14 protein-coding genes are annotated in these 14,125 nt (G+C 64.7%); 2 read left to right on the top strand and 12 right to left on the bottom strand.

Going from position 1 to position 14,125, the window contains the following annotated elements; genetic code table 11:
* Positions 1-13: 13 nt before the first annotated feature.
* The 8 genes from GGR23_RS00645 to GGR23_RS00610 form a co-directional block, all read right to left on the bottom strand.
* Complete coding sequence (locus GGR23_RS00645; protein ID WP_183364176.1) at positions 14-808, bottom strand: carbon-nitrogen hydrolase family protein; 795 nt, start codon at positions 806-808, stop codon at positions 14-16.
* Positions 809-818: 10 nt separating this feature from the next.
* On the bottom strand, positions 819-1,271 hold the full coding sequence (locus tag GGR23_RS00640; protein WP_183364175.1) for an RbsD/FucU family protein: 453 nt from the start codon (positions 1,269-1,271) through the stop codon (positions 819-821).
* A gap of 35 nt (positions 1,272-1,306) precedes the next feature.
* Positions 1,307-1,963 (bottom strand): exopolysaccharide biosynthesis protein, encoded by a 657-nt coding sequence (locus tag GGR23_RS00635; RefSeq protein WP_183364895.1) that lies wholly within the window; start codon positions 1,961-1,963, stop codon positions 1,307-1,309.
* Between the two features lie 76 nt (positions 1,964-2,039).
* Positions 2,040-3,563, bottom strand: a complete 1,524-nt coding sequence (locus GGR23_RS00630) for an alkaline phosphatase family protein (protein WP_183364173.1) — start codon at positions 3,561-3,563, stop codon at positions 2,040-2,042.
* The gene (locus GGR23_RS00625) at positions 3,560-4,453 is read right to left on the bottom strand and encodes a DMT family transporter (protein ID WP_183364171.1); all 894 of its coding nucleotides are present in this window, start codon (positions 4,451-4,453) and stop codon (positions 3,560-3,562) included. Before GGR23_RS00625 ends, GGR23_RS00630 begins: the two co-directional genes overlap by 4 nt.
* Positions 4,454-4,637: 184 nt before the next feature.
* Complete coding sequence (locus tag GGR23_RS00620; protein ID WP_183364169.1) at positions 4,638-6,065, bottom strand: aldehyde dehydrogenase family protein; 1,428 nt, start codon at positions 6,063-6,065, stop codon at positions 4,638-4,640.
* A gap of 240 nt (positions 6,066-6,305) precedes the next feature.
* Positions 6,306-7,001 carry a uracil-DNA glycosylase gene (gene ung, locus GGR23_RS00615; RefSeq protein ID WP_343066588.1) on the bottom strand — a complete coding sequence of 232 codons (696 nt, stop codon included), beginning with the start codon at positions 6,999-7,001 and terminating at the stop codon, positions 6,306-6,308.
* An 87-nt stretch (positions 7,002-7,088) separates the two neighbouring features.
* A complete protein-coding gene (locus GGR23_RS00610; protein ID WP_183364165.1) occupies positions 7,089-8,144 on the bottom strand; it encodes a glycoside hydrolase family 5 protein in 1,056 nt (351 codons plus the stop codon).
* 330 nt (positions 8,145-8,474) lie between these two features.
* Here GGR23_RS00610 and GGR23_RS00605 point away from each other — a divergent pair, with 330 nt between their 5' ends.
* Positions 8,475-9,494 carry an ABC transporter substrate-binding protein gene (locus tag GGR23_RS00605; protein ID WP_183364163.1) on the top strand — a complete coding sequence of 340 codons (1,020 nt, stop codon included), beginning with the start codon at positions 8,475-8,477 and terminating at the stop codon, positions 9,492-9,494.
* Positions 9,495-9,629: 135 nt separating this feature from the next.
* Here GGR23_RS00605 and GGR23_RS00600 read toward each other — a convergent pair whose 3' ends face one another.
* From GGR23_RS00600 to GGR23_RS00590, 3 genes are all read right to left on the bottom strand, one after another.
* On the bottom strand, positions 9,630-9,944 hold the full coding sequence (locus tag GGR23_RS00600) for a 2Fe-2S iron-sulfur cluster-binding protein (RefSeq protein WP_183364161.1): 315 nt from the start codon (positions 9,942-9,944) through the stop codon (positions 9,630-9,632).
* 34 nt (positions 9,945-9,978) lie between these two features.
* Positions 9,979-11,253, bottom strand: coding sequence for a type I glutamate--ammonia ligase (locus GGR23_RS00595; protein WP_183364159.1), 1,275 nt, complete (start codon positions 11,251-11,253; stop codon positions 9,979-9,981).
* Positions 11,254-11,317: 64 nt separating this feature from the next.
* The gene (locus GGR23_RS00590; protein ID WP_183364157.1) at positions 11,318-12,580 is read right to left on the bottom strand and encodes a cytochrome P450; all 1,263 of its coding nucleotides are present in this window, start codon (positions 12,578-12,580) and stop codon (positions 11,318-11,320) included.
* A 112-nt stretch (positions 12,581-12,692) separates the two neighbouring features.
* On the opposite strand from GGR23_RS00590, the gene GGR23_RS00585 reads away from it, so the two are divergent.
* Entirely contained in the window at positions 12,693-13,409 is a 717-nt protein-coding gene (locus tag GGR23_RS00585; RefSeq protein ID WP_183364155.1) for a glutamine amidotransferase-related protein, read from the top strand.
* Here the strand turns inward: GGR23_RS00585 and GGR23_RS00580 are convergent, their stop codons facing one another.
* Positions 13,410-14,066: a GntR family transcriptional regulator gene (locus GGR23_RS00580; RefSeq protein ID WP_183364154.1), complete on the bottom strand. Its 657-nt coding sequence runs from the start codon at positions 14,064-14,066 to the stop codon at positions 13,410-13,412.
* Positions 14,067-14,125 lie beyond the last annotated feature (59 nt).

The raw sequence follows: 14,125 nt of genomic DNA, 5'->3' as shown, positions 1-14,125 counted from the left end.
CCTCCTGCCGTCTTCAGGGAAGCAGCTTGCGGTAAACTTCGGGCATCCGGTCCGCGAGGTATGGCGTTTCCGCCTCCGTCACCGCATAGGCCGCCGGGTTGATCCGGGCAAAGAGCAGCGTCTCGTCCCGGCCGGCACGGGCAAGATACTCGCCATCCGGTGCGGCAATGACGGAGCGCCCTTCATAGGCAGCCCCGTTTTCCACCCCGCAGAGATCCGCATAGGCGATGAACAGCTGGTTCTCCATCGCCCGCGAGGGGACGATGAGGCGCGAGACCTGCCGGGCAGATGGCCCCGCCGGCAGCGCCGTCGGCACGAGCACGAGCTGCGCGCCCTGAAGGGCCAGCCCCCGCACCATTTCCGGGAACTCCACGTCGTAGCAGATCAGCATGCCGACCTTCAGCCCGCCGAGCTCGAAGACCGCCGGCGGCGCGGTGGAGACTGCAAAGGCCGCCCGCTCCTTCGGGCCGTAGAGATGGCATTTGCGGTAGATGTGGAGATCGCCCGAGGGTGTTGCGAGGACGGCCGAGTTGTAGACCACCCCGTCGGCCCGCTCCGGAAAGCCGACGCAAATGGCCATGCCCTGCTCCGCCGCCATGGCGCGGATGCGGGCAATCGACGGCCCTTCGGCCGGCTCTGCGATGGTGGCAAAGCGCGCACCCAGCGAATAGCCGGAGACGGCGAGTTCCGGCGCAACCAGCAGGGTCACGCCCATGGCCGCGGCGCTTCTGGCCGCGCGCTCTATCTTGGCAAGATTGGCGCCGGTATCGGCCGGCACCGGCTCCATCTGCAGGGCAGCGATCAGCATGGACGAACGCTCACGCCTCCGGCGGGATCACGCCCATCATGAAGGCGAAGCAACCATAGAAACGGCGATCCCCGGTCTGGACGATGCAATAGGCAGACCTTGCCTTTTCGTAGAAGGCGTAGCGCTCCACCGGATGAAGGGCCCAGTCCTTGCCCTCCGCCCGGTTTACTTCCGCCTGGACCTCGCGCTGCACCTCGGGCACCTCGTCGGGGGCGCCGACCACCTCCATGCGGAAGGCGGCGTGATCCACGAAGGTATCGAGCGGCATCACGCCGAGAATGGCCTGTACTGCCTCGGCCGCCGTGTTGCAGCCGATCTTCAGCGGCCTGCCGAGAACCGTGCTGCGGGCAAAGGTGTCGGCGGGAAAATTGGTGTCGACGATGGCGATGAGGTCGCCATGTCCCATCGAGCGCAACGCATGCAGCAGATCCGCATCGAGCAGCGGTGAAATTCCCTTGAGCATCTGTCCTCCCGGCCTTCAGGAACCGTTGAAATCGATCACATCAGAGCAGAGGAGACGAGGAAGATCAATGTCTTGACGAGCGCATAGACGACACCGCCCACAACCACGACGGAGACGGCCGCCATCAGCGTGCCGAGGATGGTGAACAGACCGTCCCGCTCGAGAATGGCGAGCGAGAAAAGGCAGATCGAAAGCGCCGGCAGCATGTTGCCGAGCGGTATCGGCAAGGTGAGGATGACGGCGAGGATCAGGCAGATCGCCCCCACCACATATTCGGCCGGATGTCCGACGAGGCCCGTCAGGCGCGGCTTCAGCAGACGCTCCGCCTTGGCAAGCCAGGGCGCGATACGCTCCGTCAGGGCGGCAAAATCCAGGCGGCTCATGGAACGGTCGGCAATCAGCCCTGGCAGCCAGGGCTTCAGCCCGAGCGCCAGCTGCGCCGTCAGGAAGACGAGCGGCGCGCCCAGGACGGCAGAGGTGCCCGGCGGCGTCGGTATGATGTTCGGCAGGGCGAAGACGAGCATCAGGGCTCCGAAGGCCCGATCGCCCATGGCCTCGAAGATGTCCCGGACCGAGATGCGCTCGCGGCTTTCGTCGGTTGCCAGTGCCTCCAGCGTTTCAGATAGCCGGTGATTGGTTCCGTCGTCGCGCCGGTTCTGTTCCCTGATGTCCTCGGCTGATCCCGTTTGCACGCTCACTCCACACGATCCCTGTTCCGCCTCCCTGCCAGCGGGTGGCAGGTCCGCATGCGGACCGGGCTTGGCGCACTCACGTTCGCGGCCCTGCCGAAATGGCTCCCCTGTCGGTCAAGGTGGTGAGCGCAAGCGTCTGGTCCAGATGCGTGGCCCTGAGAGACAGGAGCTTTTCGGCGAAAGCGAGGCGGATCGGAAGATAGGCGGGGTCCTCGGCACGATTGATCCGTTCGGACGGATCTTCGGCGAGATCGAAGAGCAGCGGCGGCAGGCGGTTGAAATGCACGTACTTGTACCGCTCGTCCCTCAGCACCGCGAGATTGCATTCCTGCGGCGCAAGGCCGAAGTGGCTTTCCGCAAGGCCCGTTTCCACATCGCGGAAATCGAACTCGAAGAAGGCTGCGTCCCGCCAGTGCCGCGGCGTGGCGCCATCGAGGAACGGCACGAGAGAAGCGCCGTCGAGCGCATTTGCGGGCTCGACCGCCCAGATCTGCGAGAGAGTGGGGAAAATGTCTGCTGCCGAAGTGAAGTGCCGCACCCGGCCTCCGGCCGAAGCCTTCCGGCGCGGGTCGCGGATGACGAGCGGGATGTGATAGCTGCCGTCGAAGAAGCCGCCCTTTCCGAAGGACCAGTGGTCTCCGGCCATTTCCGCGTGATCGGACGTGAAGACGACGATGGTGTTGTCCCACGCGCCGAGCGCCTTCAGCTGGTCGAAGATGCGGCCGAGCTGATGGTCGGTCTCGGTGATCATGCCGTGATAGATCGCGCGGATCTCGGCGATCTCGGCAGCGCTCCATTCGCTCACGCGGCCGGGCGCTCCGTGCAGGAAGCTTGCCTTGCGCTGGTTCGGCAGGTCGAAGGCAAGATAGGGATGAAGCGCCATCTCCGCATCGCGGCTTGCCGCCCGGTGGAAGCCCTCCTCCGGCTGGGGCGGGTAGAGACGGTTGAACGGTTCTGGAACGACGAAGGGCGGATGCGGGCGGATGAAGGACACATGGGCAAACCATGGCCGGTCCTGCTCTTCCACCCAGCGCAGGAACTCGCCGGCGAGGAAGGCCGACTGGGTTTCCTCCGCGGCATAGGCCGGCGGATTGCGGGTCACCTCGCCCGGCCGCGCCTCCACGGGCAGGTGCACGTCGCGGCTCGTGGCCCCGGCATGACCGCGGGCGCGCAGCCAGGACAGCCACTGCTTTTCGTCCTCGGTCAGCAGCTGGCGCACGGTGAACCCCGGAAGCACCCCTTCATAGGTGGTGAGATGGGGATCGTTCGGATCGAGCCGGCGCGGATCGGGCGCGGTATCGGTATAGCCGAACAGCGTGGCATCATAGCCCGCACGGCGGGCGGCAAGGGCCACGTTGTCGAAGCGATGGTCGAGGGGCGAACCGTTGCGGCAGACCCGGTGGTTCATCTGGTAGAGGCCGGTATAAAGGCCGGCACGGGCCGGCGAGCAGGGCGCGGCGCTGGCATAGTGTCGCTCGAAGAGCACGCCCTCGGCGGCCAGCGCATCCACATGCGGCGTCTTCACCAGCGGATGGCCGACGGCCGAAAGGCTGTCGCCGCGCCACTGGTCGGCGGTGATCAGAAGAACATTGGGTTTCATGCGGTTGCTCCGGAAGGCGCGCGGTTGCGGCGCATCTCGACGGCGATATGCGAGAAGAGCGCAATCGCCACCACGCTGCCGCCGATGATGGTGCCGAGGCTCGGCGTCTCGCTCATGAAGAGCCACACCCAGAGCGGTGTCAACGGCACTTCCAGCGAAACCAGCAGGCTTGCATCGGCAGCGGGAATGCGGTGGCTGCCGAAGGTATAGAGGATGAGGCCCATCGCGTTCTGCAGGATGGCGAAGGCAAAGATCAGCCCGAGATTATGGGCGGAAACGGAAAGCGGACTGGCAAACCAGATGGTGGAAAGCGAGCAGAGCCAGGCAGAGGCCGCCATGGCCGGCAGCATGTTCATCGTCTTGTGCTGGCGCATGAAGGTGGCCATGAAGGCAACCGTGACCGCCATGACGAAGGCCAGGAACTTGCCGAAGAGGCTGCCCGTGCCGCCGCTGCGATCGGCGAGCATGATCAGGACGCCGAACAGCGCGACGCCGGCCGCGACGATGGTCGAGCGGCTGGGGATTTCCCGGATCATCAGGAAGGCGACGCCTGCGGTGAGGAACGGCGTGGTGGCATAGATGACCATCGCATCCGCCACCGAGGCATACCACATCGAGCCGATCCCGGAGATCATGCTCGCCGCCGAGAAGAAGGTGATGACGACGAAGGGCCAGCCCATGGAGCGCAGGATGGCAAAGCCGCGCGCGCCTTCGAGATAGAAGAAGAAGGCAAAGACCGCCGTGCCGGATATCATGCCGCGCACGCACAGGAGCGTGGTCAGGTCCGTCGTGATGGATCGGACGAACAGACCGGACAGCGACCAGGCCAGCGCCGACATCGCGACGTAGAAGGCGCCCAGGCGGTATTGATGCTGTTCGTGGCTTGTCATGGCAGCTTCGGTCGAAAGGGCGTCGGGACATGCACCGGCCGGGTGGCGGTTCGGTTCGAGAGGCTATCCGATTGCCGGATGCCCGGGAATGCAGGCTTCCCACAAATAATTCAAAGGCATAATGCGAAATGGCATGGGTTTGGCCGGGGCGCGGTCCTCACGCCCCGGCCGAAAGACGCGGGTATCAGTCGCCGTAGCCGACGATGCCCTTGATCTCCAGGAAATCGTGGATGCCCCAGTCGGCATATTCGCGCCCGTTGCCGGACTGCTTGTAGCCGCCGAAGGGTGCCATCGTGTCCCAGTCCGGATAGTTGAGATTCACCGTGCCCGCACGCATCCGGAGCGCCACCCGCCGGGCGTGCTCGATGTCCTTCGACTGGATGTAGGCGGCAAGGCCGTAGACCGTGTCGTTGGCGATGCGGATCGCCTCTTCCTCGTTCTCGTAGGAAATGACGGAGAGAACCGGCCCGAAGATCTCCTCCCGCTCGATGGTCATGCCCGGCTTCACGTGGCCGAAGACAGTGGGGCGGACATAGTAGCCGCGGTTCAGCCCTTCCGGCCGGCCGAGGCCGCCGGTGACGAGCGTTGCCCCTTCCTTGATGCCCTTCTCGATGAGACCCTGGATCTTGTTGTACTGCATCTCCGAGACGACGGGGCCGAGCTCGGTTTCCTCCGAGCGGGGATCGCCGACCTTCATGGCCTCGGCGGCGGTCTTCGCAATGGCCAGCGCCTCGTCGTGTCGGTCTGCGGGCACCAGCATGCGCGTCGGCGCGTCGCAGGACTGGCCGGTATTGCCGAAGCAGCCCTGCACGCCCTGGATCACCGCATTCTCGAAATCCGCGTCAGGCAGGATGATGTTGGCGGATTTGCCGCCGAGTTCCTGCGCCACGCGCTTGACCGTATCGGCGGCGGTCTTCGCCACGATGATGCCGGCGCGGGTGGAGCCGGTGAAGGAGACCATGTCCACGTCGGGATGGCCGGCCATGACCTGTCCGACATCGGGGCCGGTGCCGTTGACGAGGTTGAACACACCCTTCGGCGTGCCGGCTTCTTCCATGATCTCCGCCCAGACGATGCCGGATATCGGCGCGATCTCGGACGGCTTCAGCACCACGGTGCAGCCGGCGGCAATCGCGGGCGCCACCTTGCAGACGATCTGGTTCAGCGGCCAGTTCCACGGCGTGATGAGCGCGCAGACGCCGATCGGCTCCTTGACGATCATCGAGCTTCCGCGGCGATGGCTGAACTCGAATTCCTCCATGGCGCGGATGGTGGCTTCCATGTGGGCCTGTCCGGCCCAGGCCTGCGCGTTGCGGGCAAAGGAAATCGGCGCGCCCATTTCTTGGCTGACGGCCCTGGCGATGTCCTCGTAACGGGCGTTGTAGACCTCGAGAATGCGCTTCAGCAGCGCCAGGCGCTCTTCCTTCGGCACGAGGGAGAAGCTGGCAAAGGCAGCCTTCGCGGCAGCGACGGCACGGTCCACATCGGCCCTGGAGCCGGCCGAGATCTGGGTATAGACCTCTTCGGTGGACGGGTCGATCACGTCGATGCGCGCCGGCGTCACCGGATCCACCCAGGCGCCGTCGATGAAGAACTGCAGATGATGGCTCATGTTTCACTCCCATTTGTCGTTTTGGGCGATCCGCGGCCGGCACCCCACCTGCCACGGGCCACAGGAACGCTGGGCAAAGGCGTAGCACAGGAAAAACGGCCTGCGCAGCCGCATTTCGCAGCCGAACCCGCTATATTTTCGGGGGCTCGCCTTGTTATACGCGCACCCACTCCGTTTGCGACGGAGCCATGGCGCAATCGGTCGGGGCAGATGCCTCGAGGGGGCTGAAGCGCCCCGATATCAGGCCGGGTTTTCCGGAAGCTGCCACTCGATTCGCCCGCGCCCCATGCGCTCGAGCCAGTCGTTGGCCTGCGAGAAATGCCGGCAGCCGAGAAAACCCTGATGGGCGGAGAGCGGCGAGGGATGGGGGGCCTTCAGCACGAGATGCCGGTCGCGGTCGACGAAGCTCGCCTTCTTCTGCGCATAGGAGCCCCACAGCATGAAGACGCAATGCTCGACCCGTTCGTTGACGATGCGGATCACGGAATCGGTGAAGCGCTCCCATCCCCTTCCCTGATGCGAGGCGGCACGCGCCTCCTCGACGGTCAGCACGCTGTTGAGCAGAAGCACCCCCTGGCGGGCCCAGCTTTCCAGAAAGCCGTGCCGGGCGGGCTCGATTCCCAGATCGCTCTTCAGCTCCTTGTAGATGTTGACGAGCGAGGGCGGAATGCGCACCCCGGGCTGGACGCTGAAGCAGAGGCCATGGGCCTGGCCCGCGCCGTGATAGGGGTCCTGACCGAGAATGACCACCCGCACCTTTTCCACCGGGGTCAGATCGAGCGCGCGAAAATAGTCCGGCCCGCGCGGAAAGATGCGCTTTCCCGATGCCTTCTCGGCCATCAGGAAGGAGCGCAGCTCCTGCATGTAGGGGCTTGCAAATTCGGCGGAGAGCGCCGCCTTCCAGCTGTCCTCAAGCTTCACCTCACCGGCACCCACGCGTGCGATCCTCCCTGTTCCATTCATGGTTTACTTAGCCCGCCCCTCGCCCGACTTCAAACGGAGGACGGGGGACCGGCGCAGGGTTCAGTGCCCGGGAAGGCAGCGGTCGGGATCGGCGGGGCCATCCAGCGCCGCCTTGAGGGCCTCGAGCTGCGCTGGCGTGCCCTTGCCCGGGCGCGGCTGGATGTTGAGCGGCTCCTCTTCCGGCCACCATTCGCCGGCCGCCCAATAGGTCCAGCCGATCCAGACGTCGCTGTTGTCGGCCATCATCCGGCCAAGCCGGGAGAGCCCGGCAAGGCAGGCCGGGTCCTTCGAGCCGCCGAACTCGCCCAGAAAGGCGCGGCTGCCATTCTGCCGCATCCAGTCGGAGAGACGGAGCAGCCGGTCGTTGACCTCGTCCGCCTTCTCGCAGGTCGCATGCTTTCCGGAATAGTCGACATCGAGATACTGGTGGATCTCGAAGGCGTAGTGATTGGCGGGGTCGCGAAAGCCGGTCATGACGCCCGCATTGGAACCCCAGGGCTTCTCGTCGAACCAGGTGGCGCCGCCGCTCCAGATGGTGCCCGGAACGAGCACCAGATTGGTGGCGCCGGTCTCGCGGATCGCGGCGACGGCCTCGTTTGCCGCCGCCACCCAGGCCGGGCCGTCGATGTCGTAGGGTTCGTTCATCAGGCCAAAGACGATGCCGTGGTCGGCGGCGAACTCCGCTGCCACCCGCCGCCAGAAATCCGCGAAGGCAGAAACGGGCACGTCCGGCGTTCCGATCGTCCGCTCGTCATACTTGGCATAGTTGTGGGGGTCGAGGATCACCGTCATGCCCGCCTTGCGCGCCAGCCCCACGGCCTGCCTGAGCAGCAGCAGCTCCTCTTCGGAAAGCGGTTCGCCGAGGCGCGGCTGCAGGCGCTCCCAGCGGAAGGGCAGCCGGACCGCATTCATGCCCTTGTCGGCGAAATAGCGGATCGTCTCCTCCGACGGATAGATGTAGTCGGTGCCGACCACGCCGCCGCGCTTGCCATATTCGGCGCCCGAAAGATTGATGCCGCGATAGCAGAGGCCGGCCGCCGCACCCTCCTCCGCCCTTGCCAGCATCGCTGCGGTCAGCAGGCAGGCAAGAGCCGTCAGGCGGACAAGTCGGGGCATCGGCATCTCTCATGGATCCTTGAAGGCGCTTCACCGCGCGCCGCCTCGTCGGGGAAACGGCCGGCGAAACATAGACCGCAAGGCCAGTGCCCCGCAATCCCGCCCGAAGGGGCCGCACCCCATCCGCCCGCGTTTAAATCAGAACATTCTTTTTTACTTATTTTCAATGGAAGCCTGTTACAGAGGTTGCAATGCACCGGCGGAAGAACCCGCGGCCATCGCGGACAGGCGGTGCGGCTGCCGGCGGCACCGCGAACGCAGTCTTCAGGAAACAGGACAATCCCCATCGGAAAACGGCGGGTACGAACAGCAACGAAAGGATGACAGGACATGATGTTGAACAGGCGTCAATTCACGATGGGTGCAGCCGCGCTTCTGGCCGGTACGGGCCTGTCCATGCCGGCCCGTGCGGAGGACAGGGTCAAGGTGAAGTTCGCGACCGACTGGCTGCCCCAGGGCGCCCATGGCGGCTACTACCAGGCCGTGGCGGATGGCACCTATGAGAAGATGGGCCTCGATGTGGAGATCGTCTCCGGCGGCCCGAAGAACGACACCCGCCCGCTGCTTGTCTCGGGAGAAGTCGATTTCCTGATGTCGGGAAACCTGCTCCTGCCCTTCGAGGATATCCGCAAGGGGCTGCCGCTCAAGATCGTCGCGGCCCACTTCCAGAAGGACCCGCAGATGATGATGGCCCACAAGGGCGTCTACAAGGATTTTGCCGATCTCGCCAACGCGCCCAAGATCCTGCTCGGTTCCCAGGGCATGGAGAGCTACGGGCGATGGATGATGAAGACGAAGGGCTTCAAGGAGGAGCGCGTCGCCCCCTACAACTACGACATGAAGCCCTTCTTCGAGGATACCCAGCTCGTGCAGCAGGGCTATGCCGTATCCGAGCCCTATGAGGCGCTTGCGGCCAATGTGGAAATCGACAGCTGGCTGCTGGCCGACGAGGGATGGAACACCTATTCCTGCATGGTGCAGACCCGCGACGAGGTCATCCTCACCAGGCCTGACGTGGTGCAGAAGTTCCTCGATGCCTCGACCGTCGGCTGGTACAACTATCTCTACGGCGATGCGACCCCCGGCATCGAGGCGATCGTCGCTGCCAATCCGGACCAGTCCGTCGGGCGCCTGACATGGGAAAACGAGGCGCTGCGCAGTCTCGGCATCGTCGACAGCGGCGAAGCGGAGAAGAGCGGGATCGGCGCCATGAATGCCGAGCGCATCAAGGCCTTCTACGATCTCTGCGTCGATGCAGGCGTTCTCGAAGCGGGAAGCGTGGATCTTGCCGCCGTTGCCGATTACTCCTTCGTCAACAAGGGTGTCGGGCTGGAGCTTCGCAAGGCCTGAACCGGAACCGTCACAAAAAATGCCAGCCGGTAAACCGGCTGGCAAGGCGGGGTATAAGGGCAGTAGGGGCGCCCTCGAAGCGCAAGACGCAGAGGGCTCGCCAAAAGTTTCAACCCGTCGTCAATTCGTGGCCTGTCAGGCGGGAACATGCAGCACGAGGCCGTCCAGACTGCCGCTCGCGACGATCTGGCAGGACAAGCGGCTTGTTTCCCGGCGCGGCGCATCGGTCGCGTCCAGCATCGCGTCCTCCGTGCCGTCGGGCTCGCCCGTTCTTTCCGCCCAGGCCTCGTCCACGTAGACATGGCAGGTGGCGCAGGAAAGACAGCCGCCGCATTCCCCGATGATGCCGGGGACATTCGCCATCGCCGCGGCATTCATCATGTTGGTGCCGTCGGCGACCTCGGCCACGATCGCGCGCCCGTCCGCCAGAATCCAGGTGACTTTGGCCATGTTAGCTCCTCCTCGTCTTGTTCGTCGGCGGGTCTCAGATGTAGTGGATGTAGAAATCGCGAAGGGCATCGCCTTCCAGCCCCGCCGTCTTGCCGATCTCGTCCCGCTTGATGAAGATGTGGTTCTCGCAGAGCAGCCGTCCGACGGCATCCATCAACACGCCGTCCGCCTCCAGCGCGTCGAGCGCACCGGCGAGATCATCCGGCACACCGTCCCGCGCATCGATCTCGCCGAAGCAGTCGCCGGTTTCCGCCGGCGGAAGGGGATAGCGGTTGACATAGCCGAGCCGTGCCGCCTGAAGCACCGTTGCCACCAGCGTGTAAGGGTTGGCGGCGCCATCGCCCATGCGGTGCTCGATGCGGGCCTTCGGGCCGCGTTCGGCCGAGATGCGGGTGGTCACACCCCGATGGTCGCCACCCCAGTTCCGCCAGTAGCCGCTCATGGATGACGGCCTCAGGCGCTGGTAGGAATTGACGATCGGGGCGACCAGCGCCGCCATGGACCGGTGGTGATGCATCAGCCCGGCAATGCAGCCCTCGGCAACCGTGCTCAGCCGGTCCGGCTCGCCCACCGCATTGTTTCCGTCCCGGTCGCGGAAGGAGAAGTTGACGTGCAGGCCGCTTCCGCCCTTGGGCAGGATGGGTTTCGGCAGGAAGGTCAGGATGATGCCGTGTTCCAGCGCCACCTCGCGGGCGAGCTGGCGAAACAGGAAGATGTCGTCCACCGCCTTCAGCGCGTGATCGAAGGTGAGGGTGAACTCGAACTGCGGCGAGTCGAATTCCGAGGTATGGCTGTCGATGGCGAAGCCGAGTTCGCTTGCCCGGTCCCATACCGCCTCGGTAAAGCCGTGCGGATCGGCAAAGGGACCGGTGGAATAGACATAGGATTTCGGCGTGTCGTAGGGAACGAGACTGCCGTCCTCGCGCTGCTGGAAGGCAAAGGCCTCCAGCTCAAGCCCCACCATGGGGTCGAAGCCGAGCGCGTTCCAGTCGGCTATTGCGCGCTTCAGCGCATGCCGGCCGCAGGCGCCGAACGGTGCTCCCTCTTCGTAGAGATCGCCCACGACCACCTTGGTGTCCGGATACCAGCTGTCCCGGATGTCCTCCTCGCGAAAGCGGATCTCGATGTCCGGAAGCCCTTCCAGCACCTTGGAGCCCGGCGCGGGGATGAGGTCCTTGTCATAGGTGACGCCAAAGGTGCCCTGGCAGACGCGGGTGCTGCCGGACGAGGCCTTCTTGATCGGCAGGTATTTCCCGCGGGCAAGGTTCAGGTGATCGCAGAAGAGCACCCGCAAGCGTTCATTGGTCATTGCTGTCTCCTCCCAGAAACGGCAGTTTTTTTCCTGATGTGGGCGCGGGCGGCCGGACCACCCGTCATTTCAGATGAATGCGGACCGGCAGCGACTTGATCCCGCCGACGAAATTGGAACGCAGGAAGGCGTGCGGCGCGGTCTGCTCGACCGATTTCACCCGCTTGGCGAATTCCTGGAACAGAAGCCGGACCTCGAGCCGGGCGAGCCACATGCCGAGGCAGACATGCGCCCCACCCTGACCGAAGGAGAGGTGCCGGTTGGGCGTGCGGCGGAAATCCACCTTCATCGGATCGTCGAAGGCGGTCTCGTCGCGGTTGCCGGAAACGAACCAGAAGAGCACCTTGTCGCCCTCCCGCACCGTCTTGCCGTGCATCTCGAAATCCCGGGTCGCGGTGCGGCGGAAATACATGGCCGGCGAAGCCCAGCGGATCACCTCGTCCGGCATGGTCTCCCAGATGGCGCCCTCGCCCGACTGCAGGTCGGAGAGCAGCCCCGGCTGGTTGGCCAGCGCGTGCAGGCCTGCAGCGATGGAATAGCGCGTCGTGTCGTTGCCGGCCGCCACCAGCAGGCAGAAGAAATTGCGGAATTCCGTTTCCGAAATCACGTTGCCCTCGGCATCGGGCTTGGTGATCAGGCTCAGCACGCCGCTGTCGTCGCCGCGCCGGCGCTTGTCCTCCATCAGCCGCTGCGCGTAATCGAAGAGATCGGCACCGGCGGGGGAGCGGAAAGGCATGAAGCGATAGGCATCCGTATCCGTCTTGTCGAGCACGTGGTCGGTAAAGTCGGGGTCGGTATTGGCAATCAGCGCATCGCCCTTTTCCACCAGCCAGTCCAGGTCCTCGTCCGGCGTGCCGATGATCCGGCCCAGCATGCGCATCGGCAGCTGGCGTGCGATCGTCTTCACGGCGTCAAGCTCGCGCGACTGCAGCGCCTGATCGAGGATCTCGTCGCACAGTTCCCGGATCTGCTCCTCGAAGAGCGCGATGACCGGCTTGGAAAAGGCCTTGGCGACGAGCGTCCTGACGCGGGTATGTTCGGGCGGGTCGGTTTCCTGGAAGGTGCGGCGGGCGAGATATTCCTCGTAGGTCTGGTCCTCCATCCGGATGCCCCGGGCAGAGCTGAGCAGCTTGTTGTCGCGGTTGAGTTCCAGAATGTCCGCATGCCGCGTCACGGACCAGAAGCCCTTGCCGCCGGGGAAGTCGCACCAGGCAAGCGGATCCTCGCGGCGGAGCCGCGCAAAGGTGTTGTGCGGCGCGCCGCGCGTGAAGGTGTCATGGCTGGAAAGATCGGCAAAACCGTCGTCCACAGGCGTCCAGACCGTCATAGCTTCCTCCCTCGCTTGACCGTTGCGGAAAAATAGAACACATGTTAAGTATATTTACAAGAGCGTTCTGCACACAAAAGTGCTGCAGCCGGCATGCAAAGGAGCAGAGCCCATGTCCCGGTCGATCGGCATCCTGTTGACCAGCAACGACACGTCCGACTTTGCCAAAAGGTTCGATCACGACGGCGTGCGCTTCACCAATCTGCTGGCGCCGCTGAGGCCGGACTGGAACTTTACCACCGTTTCCGTCAAGGACGGCATTTTCCCCGACCGGCCCGAAGCGTTCGACGGCTACATCATCACCGGCAGCCCGGCCTCGGTCCAGGGCCGGGACGCGTGGATCCTGAAGCTTCTCGAGTTCATTCGCGAGACGGAAGCGCGCAAGGTGCCGCAGTTCGGCGCCTGCTTCGGCCATCAGGCGCTGGCCCTGGCGCTCGGCGGAGACGTGCAGCGTTCGCCGAAGGGATGGGGCCTCGGCACCTCGCTGACGGTCTTCGACCGCTTCGCCCCCTGGATGGAACCGCGCCGCGAAACGGTGCGGCTCTACTCTGCCCATCAGGAACAGGTCACGCGCCTGCCGGACGCCGCGGAAGTGCTCGGCGGGGACGATTTCTGCCCCATCGGCGCCTTCCGCATCGGCTCCCATGTCTTCACGACAGAATTCCATCCGGAGATGACGCCCGATTTCATCGGCGGCCTCATCGACTATCTCGCCGATCATCTGGATGCGGAAACGATCGGGCGGGCCCGCACGAGCCTCGCGCTCGAGGAAGATGGGCGGTTCTTTGCCCGGTGGATCGCGGCCTTCCTGGAAGGCGGAGATCGGTGATCAGGGCTTGAACAGCACCGCCAGAAGGTCCATCGCGGTCACGCTGTCGAAGGTCACGTGGCTGACCATCAGCGCCTCGGCGGCCGCCGAATCCCGGTCGAGGATCAGTTGCGCGATCTGCCGGTGCTCGGTCGCGGATTTCCCGATGCTGCCCTTGTAGCGGTAGCGCGCCCGGTAATAGGCGAGCAGCTTCCGGCCATTGGTGCGGATCAGATCGAGCAGCACATCGTTGTGGGAGGCGATCGCGATCGTCCGGTGGAATTCGAGATTGTGCTGGTAGTAGAGATCGGGCTTGTCGTCGCCATAGATCATCGCATGCCCGTCGCAGGCCGAACAGGCCATGTCCAGCGCCATCGCATCCGCGGGGGAGAGCCGGCGGGCGGCAAGCGCGGCGGCATGGCCTTCCAGCTTGCCGTGCACCTCCAGGATCGCCAGGAACTCTTCCAGCGTCGGCCGGAAGACTTCCGCCCCGCCCCTCGGCTTGCGCTTCAGGATGCCCACCGCGTCGAGCTGCAGCAGGGCCTCGCGAACGGGCGTGCGCGACACCCCGAATTCGGACACGAGCGCCTTTTCCTCGATGACGTCACCCGGGTTCAGCCGGCCGTCCTCGATGCTCTTCACGATATGGTTGACGATGAGGTCGGTTTGATTGCCCATGCGGGCAGTATATGTATTTTTATAAGCAACGTAAATATACAATAATGAGAAAGGGGCGG

It is taken from the genome of Gellertiella hungarica (genome assembly GCF_014197145.1).
Classification (GTDB): domain Bacteria; phylum Pseudomonadota; class Alphaproteobacteria; order Rhizobiales; family Rhizobiaceae; genus Gellertiella; species Gellertiella hungarica.
The sequence above is the reverse complement of the archived record's forward strand: the minus strand, read 5'-3'. Positions and strand labels throughout refer to the sequence as shown.